The sequence below is a fragment of the Streptomyces sp. NBC_01549 genome, from assembly GCF_026339955.1.
Lineage (GTDB): Bacteria > Actinomycetota > Actinomycetes > Streptomycetales > Streptomycetaceae > Streptomyces.
The window spans coordinates 5,627,513-5,651,453 of record NZ_JAPEPW010000001.1 but is presented as its reverse complement, the minus strand read 5'-3'; the positions used below and the strand labels follow the sequence as shown (position 1 = coordinate 5,651,453).

General features: G+C 72.3%; 19 protein-coding genes and 1 riboswitch. Of the genes, 16 read left to right on the top strand and 3 right to left on the bottom strand.

Annotation, left to right across the window (positions count from 1 at the left end):
• Window positions 1–31: 31 nt before the first annotated feature.
• A complete protein-coding gene (locus OG819_RS25120) occupies window positions 32–757 on the bottom strand; it encodes a class II aldolase/adducin family protein (RefSeq protein WP_266623691.1) in 726 nt (241 codons plus the stop codon).
• Window positions 758–953: 196 nt separating this feature from the next.
• Between OG819_RS25120 and OG819_RS25115 the strand changes: the two genes are divergently transcribed.
• The 10 genes from OG819_RS25115 (at window position 954) to cobI (ending at window position 14,676) form a co-directional block, all read left to right on the top strand.
• Window positions 954–1,706, top strand: a complete 753-nt coding sequence (locus tag OG819_RS25115) for a lysozyme (RefSeq protein WP_266651213.1) — start codon at window positions 954–956, stop codon at window positions 1,704–1,706.
• Window positions 1,707–1,918: 212 nt separating this feature from the next.
• Window positions 1,919–3,151: an inorganic phosphate transporter gene (locus OG819_RS25110; protein WP_266623694.1), complete on the top strand. Its 1,233-nt coding sequence runs from the start codon at window positions 1,919–1,921 to the stop codon at window positions 3,149–3,151.
• A gap of 12 nt (window positions 3,152–3,163) precedes the next feature.
• Window positions 3,164–3,388, top strand: a complete 225-nt coding sequence (locus OG819_RS25105) for a hypothetical protein (protein ID WP_054232266.1) — start codon at window positions 3,164–3,166, stop codon at window positions 3,386–3,388.
• Between the two features lie 111 nt (window positions 3,389–3,499).
• A riboswitch (cobalamin riboswitch) is annotated at window positions 3,500–3,642 on the top strand.
• Between the two features lie 99 nt (window positions 3,643–3,741).
• On the top strand, window positions 3,742–4,698 hold the full coding sequence (locus OG819_RS25100; protein WP_266623696.1) for a cobalamin biosynthesis protein: 957 nt from the start codon (window positions 3,742–3,744) through the stop codon (window positions 4,696–4,698).
• Window positions 4,695–6,227, top strand: coding sequence for a cobyric acid synthase (locus OG819_RS25095; RefSeq protein WP_266651212.1), 1,533 nt, complete (start codon window positions 4,695–4,697; stop codon window positions 6,225–6,227). The genes OG819_RS25100 and OG819_RS25095 overlap by 4 nt, the downstream gene beginning before the upstream one ends.
• Window positions 6,224–9,877: a cobaltochelatase subunit CobN gene (gene cobN, locus OG819_RS25090; RefSeq protein ID WP_266651211.1), complete on the top strand. Its 3,654-nt coding sequence runs from the start codon at window positions 6,224–6,226 to the stop codon at window positions 9,875–9,877. The genes OG819_RS25095 and cobN overlap by 4 nt, the downstream gene beginning before the upstream one ends.
• Complete coding sequence (locus OG819_RS25085) at window positions 9,874–11,883, top strand: putative cobaltochelatase (protein WP_266651210.1); 2,010 nt, start codon at window positions 9,874–9,876, stop codon at window positions 11,881–11,883. The genes cobN and OG819_RS25085 overlap by 4 nt, the downstream gene beginning before the upstream one ends.
• Complete coding sequence (gene cobO, locus OG819_RS25080; RefSeq protein WP_266415468.1) at window positions 11,883–12,482, top strand: cob(I)yrinic acid a,c-diamide adenosyltransferase; 600 nt, start codon at window positions 11,883–11,885, stop codon at window positions 12,480–12,482. The genes OG819_RS25085 and cobO overlap by 1 nt, the downstream gene beginning before the upstream one ends.
• Window positions 12,476–13,948 carry a cobyrinate a,c-diamide synthase gene (locus tag OG819_RS25075; RefSeq protein ID WP_266651209.1) on the top strand — a complete coding sequence of 491 codons (1,473 nt, stop codon included), beginning with the start codon at window positions 12,476–12,478 and terminating at the stop codon, window positions 13,946–13,948. Before cobO ends, OG819_RS25075 begins: the two co-directional genes overlap by 7 nt.
• Entirely contained in the window at window positions 13,945–14,676 is a 732-nt protein-coding gene (cobI, locus tag OG819_RS25070) for a precorrin-2 C(20)-methyltransferase (protein WP_266415466.1), read from the top strand. The genes OG819_RS25075 and cobI overlap by 4 nt, the downstream gene beginning before the upstream one ends.
• A gap of 11 nt (window positions 14,677–14,687) precedes the next feature.
• Here cobI and OG819_RS25065 read toward each other — a convergent pair whose 3' ends face one another.
• Window positions 14,688–15,422: a ZIP family metal transporter gene (locus OG819_RS25065; RefSeq protein WP_266623704.1), complete on the bottom strand. Its 735-nt coding sequence runs from the start codon at window positions 15,420–15,422 to the stop codon at window positions 14,688–14,690.
• Between the two features lie 119 nt (window positions 15,423–15,541).
• Between OG819_RS25065 and cobM the strand changes: the two genes are divergently transcribed.
• The 6 genes from cobM to cobC all read left to right on the top strand — a co-directional run bounded on the left by cobM (window position 15,542) and on the right by cobC (window position 22,107).
• Complete coding sequence (gene cobM / locus OG819_RS25060) at window positions 15,542–16,366, top strand: precorrin-4 C(11)-methyltransferase (protein ID WP_266623706.1); 825 nt, start codon at window positions 15,542–15,544, stop codon at window positions 16,364–16,366.
• Window positions 16,363–17,616 (top strand): precorrin-6y C5,15-methyltransferase (decarboxylating) subunit CbiE, encoded by a 1,254-nt coding sequence (gene cbiE, locus OG819_RS25055; RefSeq protein ID WP_266623708.1) that lies wholly within the window; start codon window positions 16,363–16,365, stop codon window positions 17,614–17,616. The genes cobM and cbiE overlap by 4 nt, the downstream gene beginning before the upstream one ends.
• Window positions 17,613–19,322, top strand: coding sequence for a precorrin-3B C(17)-methyltransferase (gene cobJ / locus OG819_RS25050; RefSeq protein WP_266651208.1), 1,710 nt, complete (start codon window positions 17,613–17,615; stop codon window positions 19,320–19,322). The genes cbiE and cobJ overlap by 4 nt, the downstream gene beginning before the upstream one ends.
• Before the next feature lie 184 nt (window positions 19,323–19,506).
• Window positions 19,507–20,091 carry a precorrin-8X methylmutase gene (locus OG819_RS25045; protein WP_266651207.1) on the top strand — a complete coding sequence of 195 codons (585 nt, stop codon included), beginning with the start codon at window positions 19,507–19,509 and terminating at the stop codon, window positions 20,089–20,091.
• Window positions 20,088–21,023 carry a sirohydrochlorin chelatase gene (locus OG819_RS25040; RefSeq protein ID WP_266623712.1) on the top strand — a complete coding sequence of 312 codons (936 nt, stop codon included), beginning with the start codon at window positions 20,088–20,090 and terminating at the stop codon, window positions 21,021–21,023. The genes OG819_RS25045 and OG819_RS25040 overlap by 4 nt, the downstream gene beginning before the upstream one ends.
• Window positions 21,013–22,107, top strand: coding sequence for an Rv2231c family pyridoxal phosphate-dependent protein CobC (gene cobC / locus OG819_RS25035; RefSeq protein ID WP_266634218.1), 1,095 nt, complete (start codon window positions 21,013–21,015; stop codon window positions 22,105–22,107). The genes OG819_RS25040 and cobC overlap by 11 nt, the downstream gene beginning before the upstream one ends.
• A 711-nt stretch (window positions 22,108–22,818) precedes the next feature.
• On the opposite strand, the gene OG819_RS25030 is transcribed toward cobC, so the two are convergent.
• Window positions 22,819–23,910 (bottom strand): amidohydrolase family protein, encoded by a 1,092-nt coding sequence (locus tag OG819_RS25030; RefSeq protein WP_266623713.1) that lies wholly within the window; start codon window positions 23,908–23,910, stop codon window positions 22,819–22,821.
• Window positions 23,911–23,941 lie beyond the last annotated feature (31 nt).

Sequence of the window (23,941 nt, the reverse complement as noted above, 5' to 3'; positions counted from 1 at the left end):
TCCCGCCACCGGGTCGCCGCACCGCGCCGGATCAGCGGGGACCGGCCCCGCCGCCCTGTCCGTAGCGCCGCAGCCGCTCCCCCGCCTCGCCCACCTGTTCCGGCGAGAGCAGCGTCGGGGAGAGGCCGGGCACGGAGGACGCCAGGAGCCAGACGCGGGACATCCATTCCAGTTGGGCGGTGCGGTCGAACGCCTGGGCCAGTGAGGCTCCGTAGGCGATGGTGCCGTGGTTCTGGAGGAGGCAGGCCGTGCGGCCGGTGAGGGCCTGGAGCATGTTCTCGGCCAACTCCGCGGTCCCGTAGGTCGCATAGGGGGCAACTCGGACCGGTCCGCCGAGCGCACCCGTCATGTAGTGGATGAGGGGGAGCTCGGTGACGAGGGTCGAGACGGCCGTCGCGTGCGCGGCGTGGGTGTGGACGACGGCCCGCGCGTCGGTGGCGCGGTGGATCGCGAGGTGCATCGGCAGTTCGCTCGTCGCGGCGAGCGAACCGAGGACCTGCCGGCCCTCGAGGTCCACGCCGACGGCGTCTTCGGGTCTCAGCCGGTCGTACGGCACTCCCGTCGGCGTGACCAGGACCATGTCGCCGACGCGGACGGAGACGTTGCCCGACGTACCGACGACCAGTCCGTCGGCCACCGTCCGGAGGGCCGTCGCGACGAGCTCGTCCCACGCGGCCGCCACCTCCCGCTGGTGCGCGCCCTGCGCGCTCTGCCCCGCGTCCCGCACTTCCCGTGCGTCCCGCCGCTGCTCAGCCATGCGGCGATCCTGCCAGGCGCGGGCGTCAACCGGCTGTCGGCGAGGGCACTTTAGGGCGGAAGCCAAACGTCCGTAAGGGCACATAGCGGGACATAGCGCCCTCCCGGGGTGATTGGCTGACGATCGATGGACTTTCAACGATCTTCCAATAACCTCTGGGGGATTTGTCACACACGTCGCCATTCCGGGGGGAAATATGGCCCGTGATCACAAACCACTCCTTCGTCGTGCCCGCGTCCTCGCGGCCGCGGCAGCCGTCGCGGCACTCACCGTCGCGGGGACCGCTCTCACCGGGGCCCCGGTCGCGGCGGCGGCCAAACCCAAGGGCCACGACGTCTCCTCGCACCAGAAGAACATCGACTGGCGGGGCGCGAAGGCGAAGGGCGCCCGGTTCGTCTATGTGAAGGCGACCGAGTCCCACACGTACCGCAATCCGTACTTCGGCCAGCAGTACAACGGGGCGCGCGACGCGGGGATCCTCCGCGGCGCCTATCACTTCGCGGTACCGGACAAGTCGTCCGGCGCCAACCAGGCCGCGTACTTCGTGCGCAACGGCGGCGCCTGGCGCGCGGACGGCTGGACGCTGCCGCCCGCGCTCGACATCGAGTACAACCCGTACGACAAGAAGCACAAGTGCTACGGCCTCAGCAAGACCGGGATCGTGAGCTGGATCCAGGCGTTCAGCGACGAACTCGAACGGGAGACCGGCCGCCGTCCGGTCATCTACACGACCACCCACTGGTGGAACACCTGCACCGGCGGCAGCAGTGCCTTCGCCGCGAACCATGCCCTGTGGCTCGCCCGCTACGACTCCGCGGACACGGGCGCGTTGCCGGCCGGCTGGTCGATGTGGACGTTCTGGCAGTACGACAACAGCGGCACGCTCCCGGGTGACCAGAATCTCTTCAACGGATCCCTGACCCAGCTCAAGCGGTTCGCCAAGGGCTAGGGACCCTCGAAGACCCCTTGACGGAACCCGAAATTCCGCCTCCGTTCGAACATCTGGTAAACCATCGGGCCGCCTCTCCCGCACACTGACCCTTACAAGCGGAGGGGCGGTCCACCGTTTGATACACCCCAACGCCCGCCCCAGTTCATCTTCCGTTCACTCAGGTTGCCTACGGTCCACCTGCCACTGACGCCAAACAGAAGCCTGGGTAAATGGAACACATCACGCTCCTCCTCGGAATCGTGATCGTCACCGCTCTCGTGTTCGATTTCACGAACGGTTTCCACGACACTGCCAACGCGATGGCGACGACCATCTCGACCGGCGCTCTGAAGCCCAAGACGGCGGTGGCCATGTCCGCCGTGCTGAACCTCGTCGGCGCGTTCCTCTCCGTGGAGGTCGCCAAAACGATTTCCGGCGGGATCATCAACGAAGAGGGCATTCGCGTCCAGGTGATCTTCGCGGCGCTCGTCGGCGCCATCCTCTGGAATCTGCTGACCTGGCTTCTGGGTCTGCCCTCCAGCTCCTCCCACGCACTGTTCGGCGGCCTGATCGGCGCCGCGGTCATGTCGGCCGGCTGGTCGTCGGTGAACGGCTCGACCGTCGTCACCAAGGTGCTGATCCCCGCGGTCGCCGCGCCCATCGTGGCCGGACTCGCCGCGATGCTGGCCACCCGGCTGACGTACCGGATCGGCAACCGCGCCGACGAGAAGGCGACCGCCAAGGGCTACCGCGCCGGCCAGATCGCCTCCGCCGGTCTGGTCTCCCTGGCACACGGCACGAACGACGCCCAGAAGACGATGGGCATCATCACCCTCGCGCTGGTCACCGGCGGCGTCATAGCCCCGGGCTCGAACCCCCCGCTGTGGGTCATCGTCTCGGCCGGTACGGCCATCGCGCTCGGTACCTACCTGGGCGGCTGGCGCATCATCCGCACCATGGGCAAGGGCCTCACGGACCTCGCGCCGCCGCAGGGCTTCGCCGCCCAGACCAGCGCCGCGACGGCCATCCTGGCCTCCTCGCACATCGGCTTCTCCCTCTCCACCACCCAGGTCTGCTCCGGTGCCGTGATGGGCTCGGGCATCGGCCGCAAGGGCGGTGTGGTCCGCTGGTCGACCGCGACCCGGATGTTCGTCGCCTGGGGCCTGACCCTGCCGGCCGCCGGCCTGGCCGGTGCCTCCGCCGAGTTCCTGACCAAGCAGGGCACGTGGGGCATCGTCCTCACCGGGGCACTGCTCGTCGCCGGCGCCGGCACCATCTGGAAGCTCTCCCGCCGCCAGCCGGTCACCGTCGACAACGTCAACGACATCGCCGCCGAGCCCGCGGGCGTCGTCACCACCGCGATCGCCGCCGTCACCCCGCCGCCCGCGGGCCCCGTCACCGGCGACCTGAAGACCACCATCCCGTCCCCGGACGCGGAGCCCACCCGCCCGGCCACGGTGTAAGGACAGAACAGCATGCACATCGACTGGGCAGCCCTCGGCTCCGTCTTCGGAGTCAGCCTCGTGACCACCGTCGGCCTCGTCGGCCTCTTCACCCTCGGCATCGTCGGCCTCTCCAAGCGCGAGTCCGCGTCCGCCCAGGGCGGCTCCGCGACCCTCGCGGTCACCGGCGCGTACGTCTGCTTCGCGGCGTGCGCCGCGGCGGTGGCGTACGGCATCTTCCTGATCGTCGGCAAGTAACCCAAAACGGGCACCACTTCGAGTGGGGTGCGGGACGGATCACCGTCCCGCACCCCACCTGTATGTGGGCCTTCGCACACTCTCCCCGCGCAGGTCAACAGCAAGTTGACGGGTCTTCCAACCCGTGGTGGACTGCCGGAGCCAAGTACGGCGACAGAAGAGGAAGCCGGTGTGAATCCGGCGCGGTCCCGCCACTGTGACCGGGGAAGTAACTCCCCGGGAGCCAGGAACTCTCCCCGCCGGTCTCGTCGAACCAGGGCGTGGACACCCTGAGTGAGGACATAACGCCATGCGCGGCTGCCCAAGTGCCCTGCGAGCGACGGTTCCACCCGACCTGACGGTCGGCTGACCCCGTGCGTGCCGATCGCGTCTTCGCGTACGGCGCCGCCGCCGGCCTTCTCGGCGATCTGCTGCTCGGCGATCCCCGCCGGGGGCATCCGGTCGCCGTGTTCGGGCGGACCGCGGGAGCCGTGGAGCGGGTGCTGTGGCGGGACCACCGTGGGTGGGGCGCCCTGCACACCGCCGTATGTGTGGGCGGTGCCGCCGGACTCGCCGCCGTCGCGTCCCGTGCCGTACGCCCCTCACGTGCCGCGTCCGTCGCGCTGACGGCCGCTGCCACCTGGGCCGTCGTCGGGGGCACCACGCTCGGGCGGGAGGCCCGGGCCATCGGTGACGCCCTCGCGGACGGGGAGATCGAGACGGCCCGGGAGCGGCTGCCGCATCTGTGCGGGCGGGATCCCCAGGCCCTGGACGCCGACGGCATCGCACGCGCCGTCGTCGAGTCCGTCGCCGAGAACACCTCCGACGCCGTCGTGGGCGCCCTGGTGTGGGGGGCCGTGGGCGGAGTCCCCGGGCTCGTGGGCTTTCGGGCCGTCAACACCCTTGACGCCATGGTCGGTCACAAGTCCCCCAGGTACCGGCGGTACGGGTGGGCCTCCGCGCGGCTCGACGATGTCGCCGGATGGCCGGGGGCACGTCTCACCGCCGTGCTCGCCGCCCTCGCGGGTGACAGCCCACGCGGGGCCGCGAGGGCCTGGCGCGTCGATGCCGTCAAGCATCCGAGCCCCAACGCCGGGCCCGTGGAGGCCTCGTTCGCGGGGGCGCTCGGGGTGCGTCTGGGCGGCACCCTCTCCTACGGCGGGCGCGTCGAGCACCGGCCCGAACTCAACGGCGCCGGGCGCGCCGTGCACGTCGACGACATCGAACGGGCCGTACGGCTGTCACGCCGCGTCGGCTGGCTCGCCCTCGGCGTGAGTGCCGGCGGGCGGCTGCTCGTACAGAGGCTTCTCAGGAAGGGACGTACGTCATGAGCGGCGGGCTGCTCGTCGCCGGAACCACCTCCGACGCCGGCAAGAGCGTCGTGACCGCCGGGATCTGCCGGTGGCTGGTGCGGCAGGGCGTCAAGGTCGCGCCCTTCAAGGCACAGAACATGTCCTTGAACTCGTTCGTGACGCGCGAGGGCGCCGAGATCGGGCGGGCGCAGGCCATGCAGGCGCAGGCCGCCCGCGTGGAGCCGACCGCGCTCATGAACCCCGTGCTGCTCAAGCCGGGAAGCGACCGGAGCAGTCAGGTCGTCCTCATGGGCAGGCCCGTGGGCGAAATGACCGCGCGTGGCTACCACGGCGGGCGGCAGGAAGCTCTTCTCACCACCGTGCTGGACTGCCTCGCCGAGTTGCGGGGCACGTATGACGCGGTGATCTGTGAGGGGGCCGGCAGTCCTGCCGAGATCAATCTTCGGCGCACCGACATCGTGAACATGGGGATCGCCCGCAACGCGCGGCTCCCCGTGCTCGTCGTCGGCGACATCGACCGCGGGGGCGTGTTCGCCTCGTTCTTCGGAACGGTCGCCCTGCTGTCGCGCGAGGACCAGGAGTTCGTCGCCGGGTTCCTCGTCAACAAGTTCAGAGGGGACGTCTCCCTGCTGGAGCCGGGGCTCGACATGCTCCACGGCCTCACCGGGCGGCGTACGTACGGCGTCCTGCCCTTCCGGCACGACCTCGGCATCGACGAGGAGGACGGGCTGCGGGTGTCGTTGCGGGGAGCGGTCCGGGAGTCCCGAGTGACCTCCCCCGTCGGCGAGGACGTGCTGCGCGTCGCCGTCTGCGCGATCCCGCTCATGTCCAACTTCACGGACGTGGACGCGTTGGCCGCCGAGCCGGGTGTCGTCGTGCGGTTCGTGGACCGGGCCGAGGAGCTGGCCGACGCCGACCTCGTCGTCGTCCCCGGAACCCGGGGGACGGTGAAGGCGCTGGAGTGGCTGCGCGAGCGCGGACTCGCGGACGCCATCGTGCGCGGAGCCGCGGAAGGCCGGCCCGTACTGGGCATCTGCGGTGGCTTTCAGATCCTCGGCGAGCACATCGAGGACGAGGTCGAATCACGCGCCGGTCATGTCGACGGGCTCGGACTCCTCCCCGTCCGCGTGCGGTTCGCACGCGAGAAGACCCTGACCCGGCCCGTCGGGAAGGCCCTCGGCGAGCACGTCGAGGGGTACGAGATCCATCACGGTGTCGCCGAAGTCATGGGCGGTGACGCGTTCATCTCCGATGACGATGGACACAGTCTGGACGGGTGTCGGGTCGGCGCCGTCTGGGGCACGCACTGGCACGGGGCGCTGGAGTCGGACGGCTTCCGGCGTGCCTTCCTGCGCGAGGTGGCGGCCGCCGCGGGCCGCCGATTCGTGCCGGCCGCCGACACGTCGTTCGCCGCGCTGCGCGAGGAGCAGCTGGACCGGCTCGGCGATCTGATCGAGGAACACGCGGACACGGACGCGCTGTGGCGGCTCATCGAGTCGGGCGCGCCGCAAGGACTGCCTTTCATTCCACCGGGAGCGCCCGCATGAGCACAGTGTTGTTGTTGTCGACCGCCGACACCGATCTGCTGGCGGCACGTGCCTCCGGCGCCCCGTACCGCATCGGCAACCCGACCCGGGTGGACGTCGAGGGCGAACTCCCCTCTCTCGTCGAAGGCGCGGACATCGCCGTCGTACGACTCCTCGGCGGCAAGCGCGCCTGGGAGGAGGGGCTGCGGAAGCTGAAGGCCTCGGGCATCCCCACCGTGCTGCTGGGCGGGGAGTCCGTGCCCGACGCCGAACTGATGGCCGAGTCGTCGGTGCCCGCCGGTGTCGTCGCCGAGGCGCTGCGCTACCTGGTCGAGGGCGGCCCGGACAACCTCACCGAACTGGCCCGGTTCCTCTCCGACACCGTGCTGCTCACGGGTGAGGGCTTCGAGGAGCCCCGGAAGATGCCGGAGTACGGCGTCCACGGTGAGCGCGCGTTCGTCGAGGGCCGCCCGACCGTCGGCGTGCTCTTCTACCGGGCCCACCAACTGTCCGGCAACACCGCGTTCGTGGACACGCTGTGCGACGCGATCGAGGGACGCGGCGCCAACGCGCTGGCCGTGTACTGCGGTTCGCTGCGCGGCGCCGACGCGGGCCTGTACGAGATCCTCGGCAAGGCCGACACGCTGGTCGCCACCGTGCTCGCGGCGGGCGGCACGCACGCCTCGGAGGCGTCCGCGGGCGGCGACGAGGAGGCCTGGGACATCGGCGCGCTCGCCGACCTGAACGTCCCCGTGCTGCAAGGACTCTGTCTGACCTCGTCCAGGAGTGCCTGGGACGCCTCGGACGCCGCCCTCTCCCCCATGGACGCGGCGATGCAGGTCGCGATCCCCGAGTTCGACGGCCGCCTGATCACCGTCCCCTTCTCCTTCAAGGAGCAGGGTCCCGACGACGTCCCGGTCTACGTCGCCGACCCCGAGCGGGCCGCGCGGGTCGCCGGAATCGCCGTACGGCACGCCCGGCTGAAGCACAAGCCGAACGCGGACAAGAAGCTCGCGCTCGTCTTCACCGCCTACCCGACCAAGCACTCCAGGGTCGGCAACGCGGTGGGCCTGGACACACCCGCCTCGGCGGTACGGGTGCTCGACGCGCTGCGGGACGCCGGGTACGTCGTCGAAGGGCACCCCGACAACGGCGACGAGTTGATCCACCGGCTCATCAACGCCGGTGGCCACGACGTCGAATGGCTCACCGAGGAGCAGCTCGCCGCCGCCCCCGCGCGTGTGCCGCTCGCCGACTACCGGGCGTGGTTCGACAAGCTCGACCCGGACCTGCGGGGCGGGATGCTGGAGGCGTGGGGCGAGCCGCCGGGCAGCCTGTACGTGGACGGCGACGACATCGTCCTGGCGTCCCTCCAGTTCGGGAACGTCGTCGTCATGATCCAGCCGCCGCGCGGCTTCGGCGAGAACCCGATCGCGATCTACCACGACCCGGACATGCCGCCGTCGCACCACTACATGGCCGCGTACCGCTGGCTCGAGAACAGCTTCGGCGCCGACGCCGTCGTGCACATGGGCAAGCACGGCACGATGGAGTGGCTGCCGGGCAAGGGCCTCGGGCTCAGCGGCGGCTGCGCGCCGGACGCCGTCCTCGGCGAGCTCCCGCTCATCTACCCCTTCATCGTCAACGACCCCGGCGAGGGCACCCAGGCCAAGCGCCGCGGCCACGCCACGGTCGTCGACCACCTCGTACCGCCGATGGCCCGCGCGGACACCTACGGCGACCTCGCGAAGCTGGAGCAGCTGCTCGACGAGTACGCGCTGGTGTCCGACCTGGACCCGACGAAGGCGCCGGCGGTCCGCGCGCAGATCTGGACGCTGGTCAAGGCGGCGGAGCTGCACCACGACCTGCATGTCGACGAGCAGCCGGACGACGGCGACTTCGACGAGTTCGTGATGCACATCGACGGCTATCTGTGCGAGATCAAGGACGTGCAGATCCGCGACGGTCTGCACATCCTCGGCGGCGGCCCGGAGGCCGAGCCGCGCGTCAACCTCGTCCTGGCCGTGCTGCGCGCCTCCCAGGTGTGGGGCGGCAACGCGAACGCGCTGCCGGGGCTGCGGGCCTGCCTCGCCGAATACTTCGGGCTGGTCGAGAAGGAGCTGCTCGCCGAGCCGGGCGCGCCGGTGAAGGTGCCGGTGGAGCTGACGGACCTCGTCGAGGGCCCGGCGCGGACCGGGGCCGACGCGATCGACCTGCTGGAGCAGCTGTGCCGCCGGATGGCGGAGGGCATGGAGGAGCGCGGCTGGGCGACGTCCGAGAGCATCGCTCTCGTGCGGGAGGTCCTGGGAGTGGAACTCCCCGACGCCGTCGCGGTGCTGGAGTTCGCCTGCCGTGAGGTCGTGCCGCGCCTGGCCCGGACGACGGACGAGATCACCCACATCCTGCGCGCCCTGGACGGCGGTTACGTCCCCGCGGGCCCGTCGGGCTCACCGACCCGCGGGCTGGTGAACGTCCTGCCGACCGGCCGCAACTTCTACTCGGTCGACCCCAAGGCCATCCCGTCCCGGCTGAGTTGGGAGGTCGGGCAGGCGCTCGCCGACTCCCTGGTGCAGCGGTATCTGCAGGACACGGGCGAGTACCCGAAGTCCGTCGGTCTGACGGTCTGGGGCACGTCCGCGATGCGTACCCAGGGCGACGACATCGCCGAGATCCTCGCGCTGCTCGGCTGCCGCCCGGTCTGGGACGACGCCTCGCGCCGCGTGACCGGTTTCGAGGTGGTGGGTCTGGAGGAGCTGGGCCGGCCGCGCATCGACGTCACGGTCCGTATCTCCGGCTTCTTCCGGGACGCGTTCCCGCACGTCGTGGGCCTGATCGACGACGCGGTGCGCGCGGTGGCCGAGCTGAACGAGCCCGCCGACCGCAACTACGTCCGCGCGCATGCCGACGAGGACACCGCCGAGCACGGCGACCGGCGCCGCGCCACCTCCCGCATCTTCGGCTCCAAGCCGGGCGCGTACGGCGCCGGTCTCCTCCCCCTGATCGACGCCCGCAACTGGCGCTCCGACGCCGACCTCGCCGAGGTGTACGCGGTGTGGGGCGGCTACGCCTACGGGCGCGGGCTCGACGGGCGGGCGGCGCGCGGGGACATGGAGATCGCGTTCCGCCGGATCGCCGTCGCCGCGAAGAACGTCGACACCCGTGAGCACGACCTCGTCGACGCCGACGACTACTTCCAGTACCACGGCGGCATGGTCGCGATGGTGCGGCACCTGACGGGCGCGAGCCCGGAGGCGTACGTCGGCGACTCGGCCGTACCGGACCAGGTGAAGACCCGCACGCTGGGCGAGGAGACGCACCGTGTCTTCCGCGCCCGGGTCGTCAACCCGCGCTGGATGGCCGCCATGCGACGACACGGCTACAAGGGCGCCTTCGAGATGGCGGCGACCGTCGACTACCTCTTCGGGTACGACGCCACGGCCGGGGTCGTGGACGACTGGATGTACGAGAAGCTCAGCGCGGAGTACGTCTTCGACGCGGAGAACCGGGACTTCATGAAGAAGTCCAACCCGTGGGCGCTGCGCGGGATTACCGAGCGGTTGCTGGAGGCCGCGGACCGGGGGCTGTGGGCCGAGCCCGACGCGGACACCCTGGAGCGGCTGCGCGCCACCTATCTGGAGCTCGAAGGCGACTTGGAGGGCGACGACCAGTGAGTACCCCGTTCCCGTTCACGGCCGTGGTCGGCCAGGACGACCTGCGGCTCGCGCTGCTGCTGAACGCCGTGTCGCCCGCCGTGGGCGGTGTGCTCGTCCGCGGTGAGAAGGGCACGGCCAAGTCCACGGCCGTACGCGCCCTCTCGGCGCTCATGCCGGGGGTGGACGTCGTCGCCGGGTGCCGGTTCTCGTGCGATCCGGCCGGGCCCGACCCGGCCTGTCCCGACGGGCCGCACGAGCCGGGCGCCTTCGAGACCCGGCCGGCCCGCATGGTCGAGCTGCCCGTCGGCGCGTCCGAGGACCGGCTCGTGGGCGCGCTCGACATCGAGCGGGCGCTCGCGGAGGGCGTGAAGGCCTTCGAGCCGGGACTGCTGGCCGACGCACACCGCGGAATCCTGTACGTCGACGAGGTCAACCTCCTCCACGACCACCTGGTCGACCTGCTGCTGGACGCCGCCGCCATGGGTGCCTCGTACGTCGAGCGCGAAGGCGTCTCCGTACGCCACGCGGCCCGTTTCCTGCTCGTCGGGACCATGAACCCCGAGGAGGGCGAGCTGCGGCCGCAGCTGCTCGACCGGTTCGGTCTGACCGTCGAGGTGGCCGCCTCGCGGGAGCCCGATCAGCGGGTGGAGGTCGTGCGGCGCAGGCTCGCCTACGACGACGACCCGACGGGCTTCGCGGCGCGCTGGGCCGACGAGGAGTCCGCCGTACGGGCCCGGATCGTGGCGGCACGGGAGCTGTTGCCGTCCGTGCGGCTCGGGGACCCGGCGCTGCGGCAGATCGCGGCGACCTGCGCCGCCTTCGAGGTGGACGGCATGCGGGCCGACATCGTCATGGCACGGACCGCGACCGCGCTCGCCGCGTGGGCGGGGCGCACCGAGGTGCTGGCGGAGGACGTACGGCAGGCGGCGCTGCTCGCGCTGCCGCACCGGCGGCGACGCAATCCCTTCGACGCACCGGGGCTCGACGAGGACAAGCTCGACGAGACGCTGGAGGAGTTCGGGGAGCAGGACGGCGGCGGCGACGACGATCCTGATCCGGACGGGCCCGGTGGGGGCGGGCAGCCACCTCAGGACGGGCCGGAGGGCGACTCCCCCGCCGGTGACGTCCCGGCGCAGGGCGAGCCCTCGGACGACGGGCGGGCGCCGGCCGCACAGGGCGCCGGCGAGCAGTCCCCCGTACGGGCCGCCGAACCCTTTCGTACCAAGGTGCTGAGCGTGCCGGGGCTCGGCGAGGGCGCGGCCGGGCGGCGTTCGCGGGCGCGCACCGAGCACGGGCGGACCACCGGGTCGCGACGGCCCCGGGGGGCGCTCACCAAGCTGCACCTGGCAGCGACCGTGCAGGCGGCGGCGCCGCATCAGCGGGCGCGGGGGCGGTCGGGGCGCGGTCTCGTCGTACGGCGGGACGATCTGCGCCAGGCCACCCGGGAGGGGCGTGAGGGCAACCTCGTGCTGTTCGTGGTGGACGCCTCCGGGTCGATGGCGGCGCGGCAGCGGATGAGCGCCGTCAAGGGCGCGGTGCTGTCGCTGCTGCTCGACGCGTACCAGCGGCGCGACAAGGTGGGGCTGGTGACCTTCCGGGGATCCTCGGCCGACGTGGCGCTGCCGCCCACCTCCTCCGTGGACGCGGCTGCCGCCCGTCTCGAGTCGCTGCCCACGGGCGGGCGGACGCCGCTCGCGGCGGGGCTGCTGCGCGCGCACGACGTGCTGCGGGTCGAACGGCTGCGCGACGCGGCGCGACGGCCGTTGGTCGTCGTGGTGACGGATGGCCGAGCCACCGGCGGCCTTGAACCCGTCGCGCTCGCCGAGCGAGCGGCGCGGCTGTTCGCGGCCGACCAGGTCGCCTCTGTGGTCGTCGACTGCGAGGCGGGGCCCGTGCGGCTCGGGCTCGCGGGGCGGCTCGCGGGTGAACTGGGCGGCACGGCGGTGACGTTGGACGAGTTGCGGGCCGACGCGATCGCCGGGCTCGTGCGCGATGTGCAGGGGACTTCGAGGAGGGCCGCGTAATGCCGCAGGGGCAGCCGAGTGTCGTACCGGAGGACGGGCTGACGACACGTCAGCGTCGCAACCGGCCGCTGGTCGTGGTGCACACGGGGATCGGGAAGGGCAAGTCCACCGCCGCCTTCGGGCTGGCGCTGCGCGCATGGAACCAGGGGTGGCCCATCGGGGTGTTCCAGTTCGTCAAGTCGGCGAAGTGGAAGGTCGGGGAGGAGAACGCGCTGCGGGTGCTGGGGGCCAGCGGCGAGGGCGGGTCCGTCGACTGGCACAAGATGGGCGAGGGATGGTCCTGGGTTCAGCGCGATGAGCAGCTGGACAACGAGGAGAAGGCCCGCGAGGGCTGGGAGCAAGTCAAGCGGGACCTCGCCGCCGAGACGTACAAGCTGTATGTGCTGGACGAGTTCGCCTACCCCATGCACTGGGGATGGGTGGACGTCGACGAGGTCGTCGCCGTGCTGCGGGACCGGCCCGGGACCCAGCATGTCGTGATCACCGGGCGCAACGCTCCCGAGAAGCTCGTCGAGTTCGCGGATCTCGTGACGGACATGTCCAAGGTCAAGCATCCGATGGACGCCGGCCAGAAGGGCCAGAGGGGCATCGAGTGGTGATTTCCGTCCCTCGGCTGGTCATCGCCGCGCCCTCGTCGGGGAGCGGCAAGACCACCGTTGCCACGGGGTTGATGGCGGCCTTCGCCTCATGGGGGCTCGCCGTGTCCCCGCACAAGGTGGGGCCCGACTACATCGACCCCGGGTATCACACGCTCGCCACCGGGCGCGTGGGGCGGAATCTCGACGCGTATCTGTGCGGTACTGAGTTGATCGCGCCGTTGTTCGCGCACGGGGCGCGCGGGTGCGATCTCGCGGTCGTCGAGGGTGTGATGGGGCTGTACGACGGGGCCGCCGGGGAGGGTGAACTCGCGTCCACGGCGCAGGTGGCGAAGCTGCTGCGGGCGCCGGTGGTGCTGGTCGTCGACGCTTCCTCGCAGTCTCGGTCCGTGGCCGCGCTGGTGCACGGGTTCGCTTCCTGGGATCCCGAGGTGCGGGTTTCCGGGGTGATTCTCAACAAGGTGGGGTCGTCGCGGCATGAAGAGATGCTGCGGGAGGCTCTGGACGCATCCGGGGTGCCGGTGCTCGGGGTGCTGCGGCGCGCCGCGCAGGTGGGGACGCCGTCGCGGCATCTTGGGCTGGTGCCCGTTGCCGAGCGGCACGCGGCAGCGGTCGAGTCGGTTGCCGCCATGGCCTCGCAGGTGTCGCAGGGGTGCGATCTCGACGGACTGCTCGCGTTGGCGCGGAGCGCGCCCGCGTTGGCGGGTGCGGCCTGGGATGCGGCTGCGGCTGTCGTTTCTTCGCCCCCGCCGCCCCTTCCCGTCCCAACCCTGGGGGCTGCGCCCCCAGACCCCCGCCATCGGCCTGAACGGCCTCGTCCTCAAACGTCGGACGGGCTGAAAGATCGCGGGACCGGGCTGCGTGCGGCACCCCGAATCGCTGTCGCCGGAGGGGCCGCCTTCACCTTCTCCTATGCCGAGCATGCCGAGCTGCTGACCGCCGCGGGAGCCGAAGTCGTCACCTTCGACCCTCTGCGGGACGAACAACTGCCGGACGGTACCGACGGGTTGGTCATCGGCGGGGGCTTCCCCGAGGTATACGCGCCCGAGCTGTCCGCCAACGAGCCGCTGCGCAAGGCCGTGGCCGAGTTGGCGTTCGGCGGGGCGCCCGTCGCCGCCGAGTGTGCCGGGCTGCTGTATCTCTCGCGTGAGCTCGACGGGCAGCCCATGTGCGGGGTGCTCGACGTCTCAGCCCGGATGAGCGAGCGGCTCACCCTGGGCTATCGGGACGCCGTGGCCGTGAGCGACAGCGTGCTCGCCGCCGCCGGGACCCGGATGCGTGGGCACGAGTTCCACCGGACCGTCGTGGAGCCGGGCGCCGGGGCGGCTCCCGCCTGGGGGGTGCGCGCCCCTCAGCGGCGCGTCGAAGGTTTCGTACAACAAGGTGTGCACGCGAGTTATCTGCACACGCACTGGGCGTCACAGCCCGGTGTGGCCCGTCGGTTCGTGGAGAGGTGCCGGACGTCATGAGCAGCAAGCTGATCGGAATCGGGGTCGGACCCGGTGACCCGGAGCTGGTGACCGTCAAGGGCGTCAACGCGCTGCGTGCCGCCGAGGTCGTGGTCGTACCGGTGATGGACACGGGAGAGCGTGGACGGGCGGAGGCCACTGTCCTGCACTACGTGCCCGAGGAGAAGGTCGTCCGCGTCGTGTTCGCGCTCAACGAGCGGACCGACCGGGGGCGGCGCGAGGCCGCCTGGGACGCCGCCGGCGCACGGGTCGCGGAGCTGCTCCGGCGGCACACGGCCGTCGCCTTCGCGACCATCGGCGATCCGAACGTGTACTCGACCTTCACCTATCTCGCGCAGACCATCGGGGAGCTGGTGCCCGGCACGGTCGTCGAGACCGTGCCCGGGATCACCGCCATGCAGGATCTGGCGGCGCGGTCCGGGGCCGTGCTCACGGAAGGGACCGAGCCGCTCACCCTCGTGCCGGTGACCGCCGGGGCCGCCGTGCTCAAGGACGCCCTGAACGGGCCCGGGACCGTCGTCGCGTACAAGTTCGGGCGGCAGGCGCACGAGGTCGCGGAGGCGCTGCGGGTGACAGGCCGGCTCGAGGACGCCGTGTGGGGGTCCGCACTCGGGCTGGAGGGTGAGTCCATCCGGCCCGCGGCCGACCTCGGCGGCGAGCCGCTGCCGTATCTCTCCACCCTCATCGCGCCCGCCCCGCGCGACGGCAAACGCGGCGGGAAGCTGTGAGCCCCGGAACATCACCCGCTTCCGGCCAGACCCACCACCAGCCAGATGAACCCCGCTCCCGCGATCGTGCACAGCAGGGTCGAGCGGGCCGGGTGCTCGTGGTGCGCCTCGGGGAGGATCTCGGCGGCGGCCAGGTACAGGAGTACGCCGCCGAAGAGGCCGAGATAGCAGCCGAGCACCTGCTCCGGGATGGTGAGGAACAGGGTCGAGGCGGCGCCGATCACCGGGGCCGCCGCGTCCGCGAACAGCATCGTGATCGCCTTGCGGCGCGCGTTCCCGTACAGGCTCGTGATCGTGTACGTGTTGAAGCCGTCCGCGAAGTCATGGGCGATCACCGCGAGCGCGACCGCCAGGCCCATGCCGCCGCCGACCTGGAAGGCGGCGCCGATCGCCACACCGTCCATGGCGCTGTGGCCGACCATCGCCGCGGCGGCCGTCAGGCCCACCTCGGGCGCTCGTCCGTCGTGCTCCTCGCCGCCGTGCGCGGCCTGCCGGGCGGCCAGCAGCCGTTCCACCAAATGGGCCAACAGGAACCCGGCGACGAACAGGAGCAGGGCGGCCGGTACGCCGAACACCTCTTCGCCCGCCGCCTTCAGCGCCTCCGGGAGCAGATCCAGGCCGACCACGCCGAGCATCAGCCCGCCCGCCAGGCCCAACACCAGGTGGCGGCGGTCGGTGACCCGCTGTGCCGTCCAGCCGCCGGCCAGCGTCATCAGGAACGCGCCGAGCGCGACGAAGACCGCCATGAGCCCTTCGTATCCGATCGCACCCCGTTCGCGCACATCCGGCGACGACCTCGCGCCCACTGACGCGCCCACCGACTTCTCGCAGCACCCGATTCATCCGTAGGAGAGGACCGATTCCCATGGCCGATGCCCCCACCGGCAAGGTGACCATCGTCGGGGCAGGGCCCGGCGCCGCCGACCTCCTGACCTTCCGCGCCGCGCGCGCCATCGCCGAGGCCGACGTCGTGATCTGGGCGGCCAGCCTGGTGCAGGCCGAGGTCCTCGAGCACGCCCGCGAGGGGGCGGAGATCCTGGACTCGGCGACGATGTCCCTGGAGGACGTCGTGGCCGTGTACGAGCGGGCGGCGGCCGACGGGCTGAAGGTGGCCCGCATCCACTCCGGCGACCCGGCCCTGTGGGGCGGTACGCAGGAGCAGCTCGACCGGTGCGCCGGCATCGGCGTCGAGACCGAGATCATTCCCGGCGTCTCCTCCTTCTCCGCCGTGGCCGCGCTCGCCCAGCGCGAACTGACGATCCCCGAGGTCGCCCAGTCCGTGATCCTCACCCGGCTCGGCGGCGGCAAGACGCCCATGCCGCCCGGCGAGGAGGTGCGGGAGTTCGCACGGCACGGGACCACCATGGCACTGTTCCTGTCGGCCGCCCGCAGCGGCCAGCTCGTACGGGAGCTGCTGGAGGGCGGTTATCCGACGTCCACGCCGGTCGTGGTCGCCTACCAGGCGACCTGGCCGGAGGAGCTGATCGTGAAGTGCACGATCGAGACGCTGGAGGAGACCGTCAAGGAGCACAAGCTCTGGAAGCACACCCTCTTCCTGGTCGGCCCCGCCCTCGACGCCACCGGCACCCGCTCGCACCTCTACCACCCCGGTCACTTCCACGGCTTCCGCAGGGCCGATCCGCAGGCGCGCGCGGCGCTGCGCGCGGCACGCAAGGGCAGTCCTTCGTGATCACCGTCTTCGGTACGGGGACGGGGGCACCGCTCTCCCAGGACGCCTCGGACGCGCTGGCCGAGGCGGGGCTCGTGGTGGGCGCCCGACGGCATCTCGCGGCCGCGCGGCTGCCCGACGCGGTGGAGCGGATCGTCCTCGGGCCGCTCGCGCCCGCGCTGGACGCGATCGAGGGATGCCTGGAAAAGGAGCGGCCCGTCGTCGTGCTCGCCTCCGGTGACCCCGGGTTCTTCGGGATCGTGCGGGCGCTGGCGGAGCGGTTCGGGGCCGAGCGGCTGGACGTGCGCCCCGGTGTCTCGTCCGTGGCGACCGCCTTCGCACGGCTCGGGCTGCCCTGGGACGACGCGGTGGTGGTGAGCGCCCACGGGCGCGCGCTGCGCACGGCCGTCCAGGTCTGCCGCTCCCACCCGAAGGTGGCGGTGCTGACGGGACCCGGTTCGGGGCCCGCCGAGCTGGGCGCCGCCCTCGCCCACCGCTCCGCCGGGCGCGTCCTCGTCGTGGCGAGCGCCCTCGGTGACCCCGCGCACGAGCGGGTCGAGCGGGTCACCCCGGCTGAGGCCGCGGCCCGCGACTGGGGTACGGCGGTGAGTGTCGTCCTGTGCCTGGACGAGTCGCGCGCCCTCGCCCCCGTGCGGACGGTCGCCGGACCGTCGGCCGGACCCGACCGGTGGGCTCTGGACGAGCGTGAGTTCACCCATCGCGACTCGATGATCAGCAAGTTCGAGGTGCGGGCGCTGGCGCTGGCCCGGCTCGGGCCGCGCCTGGGCGAACTGGTCTGGGACGTCGGCGCCGGCTCCGGATCCGTCGCCGTGGAGTGCGCGCGGTTCGGGGCCGCCGTCACCGCGATCGAGAAGACGCGGGACGGCTGCGACCGGATCCTCGCCAACGCCGAGGCGCACGGCGTCGACGTCCGCGTGGTGCACGGGGCCGCGCCCACCGTCCTCTCCGACCTGGACGATCCGGATGCCGTCTTCATCGGCGGCGGGGGCCGCGAGCTGCCCGCCATCGTGACCATCTGCGCACGGCGGGCCCGGCGGGCCGTCGTCGTCGCCATGGCCGCGCTCGACCGGGTGCCGGCGGCCCGGGAGGCGCTCACCGCCGCCGGCTTCGACTGCGACGGCGTACTGCTGCAGTCCTCCCGGCTCGCGCCGCTGCCGGGGAACGTCACCCGGCTCGCGGCCACCAACCCCGTTTTTCTGCTGTGGGGCGTCCGGCCTCCGGCGCGTACTACCGAAGGAGTGCTCCAGTGATCGGCCTGATTTCCGCCACGGCGGCGGGCGCGGCGGCCCGTGACCGGCTGGCCGCGGCCTGGCCCACCCGTACCCGGGTGTACGACGGGTCCGCCGGGTCCGCCGAGTCCGTCGGGGACGCCGTGCGGCGGGCCTTCGCGGAGTGCGACCAGCTGGTGTGCTTCCTCGCCACTGGCGCGGTGGTGCGGCTGATCGCGCCACTGCTGGGCGACAAGACGTCCGACCCGGGGGTCGTGTGCGTCGACGAGGCCGGGCGGTTCGCCGTGTCGCTCGTCGGCGGACATGGCGGCGGGGCCAATGAACTCGCCCGCGAGGTGGGCGAGTCGCTCGGCGCCGAGCCGGTGGTGACGACGGCGACGGACGCGGTCGGGGTGCCGGGGCTCGACAGGCTCGGCTTCCCCGTGGAGGGGGAGGTCGCGGCGGTCACCCGGGCGCTGCTGGACGGCGAACCCGTCGCCCTGCGGGCCGAGTTGGCGTGGCCGCTGCCACCTCTGCCGGTCGCGGAGGAGGGCGCGTACGGCATTCGTGTCACCGACCGGGCCGTGGCGCCCGGCGAGCGCGAAGTGCTGCTGCGGCCGCCCTCCCTCGTGGTGGGGGTCGGTGCGTCGAAGGGCGCTCCGGTGGCGGAGGTCCTCGGTCTCGTCGAGGACGTACTGCGTGATGCCGGTCTGTCCCCGAAGTCCGTCGCGGAGCTGGCCACCGTCGACGCCAAGGCCGAGGAGCCCGGCATCGTCGAGGCCGCCGCACGGCTCGGGGTGCCCGTGGTGACGTACACCGCCGAGGAGTTGGCGACGGTGGACGTGCCGAACCCCTCGGACGCGCCGCTCAGCGCCGTCGGCACACCGTCCGTGGCGGAGGCCGCCGCCCTCGTACGCGGGGGTGAACTGCTCGTCCCCAAGCGGAAGTCGACGCGTGCGGACGGGCAGCCGGCGATGGCCACCTGCGCCGTCGTGCGCCGCGTGGCGCGCGGGCGGCTCGCGGTGGTCGGGCTCGGGCCCGGCGCCCGTGACCTGCTCACCCCGCGGGCGAAGCAGGAGCTGCGGCGGGCGTCCGTGCTCGTCGGGCTCGACCAGTACGTCGACCAGATCCGCGATCTGCTGCGGCCCGGCACCCGGATCCTGGAGTCCGGGCTCGGCGCCGAGGAGGAGCGGGCGCGCACGGCGGTCGCCGAGGCCCGGCGCGGGCAGGCCGTCGCACTGATCGGCAGCGGCGACGCGGGCGTGTACGCGATGGCGTCACCGGCGTTGGCCGAGGCGTCCGACGACATCGACGTGGTCGGGGTGCCGGGCGTGACCGCCGCGCTCGCGGCCGGGGCGATCCTGGGCGCGCCGCTGGGCCACGACCACGTGTCGATCAGCCTCTCCGACCTGCACACACCGTGGGAGGTCATCGAGCGCCGGGTACGGGCCGCCGCGGAGGCGGACATCGTCGTGACCTTCTACAACCCGCGCAGCCGGGGCCGCGACTGGCAGCTCCCGAAGGCGCTCGCGATCCTCGCCGAGCACCGGGAGCCGACGACGCCGGTCGGGGTCGTCCGCAACGCCTCCCGGCCGGACGAGTCGAGCCGGGTGACGTCGCTGGGGTCCCTGGATCCGGCGATCGTCGACATGATGACCGTCGTGACCGTGGGCAACACGGCGACGCGTGAGATCGCCGGGCGCATGGTGACACCGCGCGGCTACCGCTGGCAGGAGGAGCCCAATTGAACCCTCCTCCTCGCGAACGAGGAGGATTCCTGGCTCACGCTGCTCGGTCGCTCAGCGAACGATCGAGTCTTCCGCGATCAACACCAGCCGGGTTGGAACCAGCCCGTTTTCCCCAAGGATTGGAGGCTGCTGTGCTGGCTTGGTTCTCACTCAGCACGCGGCGACGCTACCACCAGGAGGCCCGGTGAACCGCGTGATTCACCCGATCGAGCAGGAGTCCTTCCGGCGGCTGCGTGCCCGTCTGGACACCTCGCACTTCCCGCCGCTGACGCGGGCGGTCGTGGAGCGGGTCATCCACTCCGCGGCCGACCTCGACTACGCGGACGACCTCGTCACCGACGAGAGCGCCCTGGAGAGGGCGCACGCGGCGCTGCACGCCGGGGCGCCGGTCGTGGTCGACGTGGAGATGGTCGCGGCGGGCATCACGCGCCGCGACACCGTCTGCCGCCTCAAGGACGCCAACTCGGGCCGAGGCCTGACGCGTTCGGCGCACGCCGTCCGGCTCGCGTACGAGGACGTCGGTCCCGGCGCCCTCTGGGTGATCGGCTGCGCGCCGACCGCGCTTGAGGAGTTGCTGACCCTCGACGCCGACCCGGCGCTCGTCATCGGGCTGCCCGTCGGCTTCGTCGGCGCGGCCGAGTCCAAGGCCGCGCTGCGCGAGAGCGGGCTGCCCGCCGTCAGCAACGTGTCCGAGAAGGGCGGTTCGGCGGTCGCCGCGGCCGCGCTCAACGCCCTGCTGTACCACCCCGTGACCAAGGAGTTTTCGTGACCACCCCGCCCCCCGCCCTGCTCATCGCCGGACACGGCACCCGGGACGAGGCCGGAGCCGAGGCCTTCCGCGACTTCGTACGGGAGCTCGGCCGCCGTCACCCCGAACTGCCCGTCGCCGGAGGGTTCATCGAACTGTCGCCGCCGCCGCTGGGCGACGCCGTGACCGAACTGGTCGAGCAGGGGGTACGCCGGTTCGCCGCCGTCCCGCTGATGCTGGTGTCCGCCGGGCACGCCAAGGGGGACATCCCTGCGGCGCTGGCCCGTGAGAAGGAGCGGCACCCCGGCATCTCGTACACGTACGGACGCCCGCTGGGCCCGCACCCCTCGCTGCTGGCGGTACTCGAACGGCGACTGGATGACGCACTCGGCTCCTCGGTCCGTACGCCCGCGGACCGTGCCGACGTCACCGTGCTGCTCGTCGGGCGCGGCTCCACCGACCCGGACGCCAACGCGGAGGTGCACAAGGCGGCGCGGCTGTTGTGGGAGGGGCGCGGGTACGCGGGCGTCGAGACGGCGTTCGTGTCGCTGGCGGCGCCGGACGTCCCGTCGGGCCTGGACCGCTGTGTGAAGCTGGGCGCGCGCAGGATCGTGGTCCTTCCCTACTTCCTCTTCACGGGCATCCTCCCCGACCGGGTGCGGCAGCAGACCGAGGGCTGGGCAGCCGCGCACCCCGATGTCGAGGTACGGTCCGCCGACGTCATCGGCCCCGAACCGGAGCTGCTCGACCTGGTCATGGAGCGGTACCAGGAAGCCGTCAAGGGCGACCTGCGGATGAACTGCGACTCCTGCGTCTACCGCATCGCGCTGCCCGGCTTCGAGGACAAGGTGGGCCTCCCCCAGCAGCCGCACTTCCACCCCGACGACGACGGGCACCACCACGACGGACACCACCATGGGCACCACCACGGCGGCCACGCACATGCGCACTGAGGGCGCGCACGGGGGCGACCCGCACGAGGGCGACCCGCACGATCTGCGGCACCACGGGGACGCCGAGGTGCGGGACGACGGTTCGGCACTCACCGATCTCGCCGTGAACGTACGTGCGGACACGCCTCCGGCGTGGTTGCGCGAGCAGATCGCCGCGTCGCTGGACGGACTCGCGGCCTACCCGGACGGGCGGGCCGCGCGGGCCGCGGTGGCGGCGCGGCACGGGGTGCCGCTGGAGCGGGTGCTCCTGACGGCGGGCGCGGCCGAGGCGTTCGTACTCCTCGCGCGGGCCCTGAAGGTCCGTCAACCGGTCGTGATCCACCCGCAGTTCACCGAGCCGGAAGCGGCGCTGCGGGACGCGGGCCACACGGTCGACCGGGTGCTGCTGCGTGAGTCGGACGGCTTCCGGCTGGACCCCGCGGCCGTTCCCGAGGACGCGGACCTCGTCGTGATCGGCAACCCGACCAACCCGACGTCCGTGCTGCACCCGGCCGGCGCGATCGCCGCGCTCGCCCGGCCGGGGCGGACGCTGGTGGTCGACGAGGCGTTCATGGACGCGGTGCCGGGTGAGCGGGAGGCGTTGGCGGGGCGGACGGACGTCCCCGGGCTTGTCGTGCTGCGCAGCCTCACGAAGACGTGGGGGCTGGCGGGGCTGCGGATCGGATACGTCCTCGCCGCACCCGACACGATCCACGAGTTGTCCCGTGCGCAGCCGCTCTGGCCCGTCTCCACGCCCGCCCTCGCCGCGGCGGAGGCGTGTGTGTCGCCCCGGGCGCTCGCGGAGGCCGCCCACGCGGCTCGGCGGGTCGCCTCCGACCGGGCCCATCTCGTTGCCGGGCTAAGGGAGTTCGAGCCTGACGGGTTGCGGGTCGTGGAGCCCGCGGACGGGCCGTTCGTGCTGGTCCGGCTTCCTCGGGCGGCGGTCGTACGGCGTCAGTTGCGGGGGCTCGGGTTCGCGGTGCGGCGTGGGGACACGTTTCCGGGGCTGGGGGACGACTGGCTCCGCCTGGCCGTGCGTGACCGGGCCACCGTCAATGGGTTCCTGCAGGCATTGGATCGGGCGGTGGTGGTGGCTGGGCGATGACGGACGGGGGCGGCAAGTCTTCCTCGCCCCCGCCGCCCCTACCCGTCCCATCCCGTTCCTGGGGGCTCCGCCCCCAGCCCCCCGGGCTCGGGACCCGCAAGAATTACGCACCGAGATTGACTGCTCCCCGCCCTGAAGGGAGGGAATTCCTGGCTCAGGCCGCCCCCTGGAGCGGCGCTCCAGGAGTTCTTACGCCCTCCACACCAGCCGGGGCCAGACCAGCCCGGACGAGCATCACACGCGCGGAGTTCTTGTCCCTGGGTGACACCGCTTTCCCGCACACCCGCACCCCGCTTCCGTCGCAACCACCCCAACCAGCGAACGAGGGCACACGCATTCGCTATGACCCGGCTGCGTCGGCGGACCGTACCGGCGCTCCGCCCCGGGGACCCGGATACGGCGACACTCCGCGTCGCCGTCACAGGATGCGATTCCTCCCCCGGCGTGAACGCCGGGGCCTCCTTGCAAGAGACCAGGTGAACAGTCAGCAACCTGGCGTGACTTCACTCCAACGTGGGGTTTCCGGGATTCCATTCGAATGTCGTGGCATCCCATGGCACGAATGTTCCCCGCCACCACCTGGTCGACCGCCCTTACGCGAAACCGCCGGTTGACACTCCGGCGCACGGAGAATGGTGCTTAACGAGGCGGTCGGCCGACGCGTAACGCTCCGTCAACCAGGCGCGCGGACGCCCGACGATCTCTCCGCCCCTAGCCGACGACCCGCCCGTTCAGCACCACCCGGCGTGGAGCGGCCAGCACCCGTACGTCCGCGCGCGGATCCCCCTCGTACACCACGAGGTCGGCGGGCGCGCCCTCGTCGAGCCCCGGGCGCCCGAGCCACCGCCGGGCACCCCAGGTCGTCGCGGACAGCGCCTCGACCGGCGGGATGCCCGCGGTGACGAGTTCGGCGACCTCGCCCGCGACCAGACCGTGGGCCAGCGAACCGCCCGCGTCGGTGCCGACGTAGACCGGGACTCCGGCGTCGTAGGCGGCGCGCACCGTGTCGTAGCGGCGTTCGTGCAGCGCCCGCATGTGCTCCGACCAGCGCGGGAACTTCGCCTCTCCCCCGGCGGCGAGCTGCGGGAAGGTGGCGATGTTGACGAGCGTGGGGACGATCGCTACCCCTCGGGAGGCGAAGAGCGGGATCGTCTCCTCGGTCAGACCGGTCGCGTGCTCGACGCAGTCGATGCCCGCCTCGACCAGGTCCCTGAGCGAGTCCTCCGCGAAGCAGTGCGCGGTCACCCGTGCGCCGAGGCGGTGCGCCTCGGCGATCGCCGCCGTGACCGCCTCGCGCGGCCAGCAGGCGCCGAGGTCGCCCGTCTCGCGGTCGATCCAGTCGCCGACCAGTTTCACCCAGCCGTCGCCGCGCCGGGCCTCCTGGGCGACGTACGCGACCAGGTCCTCCGGCTCGATCTCGTGCGCGTAGTTGCGGATGTAGCGGCGGGTGCGGGCGATGTGCCGCCCCGCTCGGATGATCTTCGGGAGGTCGGCGCGGTCGTCGATCCAACGGGTGTCGGAGGGCGATCCCGCGTCCCGGATGAGGAGGGTGCCGGCCTCGCGGTCGGTGAGGGCCTGCTTCTCGGAGACGTCGTCGGGGACGGGCCCGTGCGCGTCGAGGCCGACGTGGCAGTGCGCGTCGACGAGACCGGGGAGGGCCCAGCCCTCGACGGTGCGGACATCACGGGCGCCGGCGGGACGCTCGTAGGAGATCCTCCCGCCGACGACCCACAGTTCGTCCCGGACGTCGTCGGGCCCGACGAGCACCCGCCCCTTCACGTGCAGCACCGCGCGATCGCTCATGCACCGCACCTTAATTCGTGCCGAACGGCCA

What these genes read in the sequence shown, in the direction of transcription:
- OG819_RS25120 (WP_266623691.1), bottom strand. Translation starts at nt 757, where the DNA reads ATGGCTGAGCAGCGGCGGGACGCACGGGAAGTGCGGGACGCGGGGCAG.
- OG819_RS25115 (WP_266651213.1), top strand. Translation starts at nt 954, where the DNA reads ATGGCCCGTGATCACAAACCACTCCTTCGTCGTGCCCGCGTCCTCGCG.
- OG819_RS25110 (WP_266623694.1), top strand. Translation starts at nt 1,919, where the DNA reads ATGGAACACATCACGCTCCTCCTCGGAATCGTGATCGTCACCGCTCTC.
- OG819_RS25105 (WP_054232266.1), top strand. Translation starts at nt 3,164, where the DNA reads ATGCACATCGACTGGGCAGCCCTCGGCTCCGTCTTCGGAGTCAGCCTC.
- OG819_RS25095 (WP_266651212.1), top strand. Translation starts at nt 4,695, where the DNA reads ATGAGCGGCGGGCTGCTCGTCGCCGGAACCACCTCCGACGCCGGCAAG.
- cobN (WP_266651211.1), top strand. Translation starts at nt 6,224, where the DNA reads ATGAGCACAGTGTTGTTGTTGTCGACCGCCGACACCGATCTGCTGGCG.
- cobO (WP_266415468.1), top strand. Translation starts at nt 11,883, where the DNA reads ATGCCGCAGGGGCAGCCGAGTGTCGTACCGGAGGACGGGCTGACGACA.
- cobI (WP_266415466.1), top strand. Translation starts at nt 13,945, where the DNA reads ATGAGCAGCAAGCTGATCGGAATCGGGGTCGGACCCGGTGACCCGGAG.
- OG819_RS25065 (WP_266623704.1), bottom strand. Translation starts at nt 15,422, where the DNA reads ATGGCGGTCTTCGTCGCGCTCGGCGCGTTCCTGATGACGCTGGCCGGC.
- cobM (WP_266623706.1), top strand. Translation starts at nt 15,542, where the DNA reads ATGGCCGATGCCCCCACCGGCAAGGTGACCATCGTCGGGGCAGGGCCC.
- cobC (WP_266634218.1), top strand. Translation starts at nt 21,013, where the DNA reads ATGCGCACTGAGGGCGCGCACGGGGGCGACCCGCACGAGGGCGACCCG.
- OG819_RS25030 (WP_266623713.1), bottom strand. Translation starts at nt 23,910, where the DNA reads ATGAGCGATCGCGCGGTGCTGCACGTGAAGGGGCGGGTGCTCGTCGGG.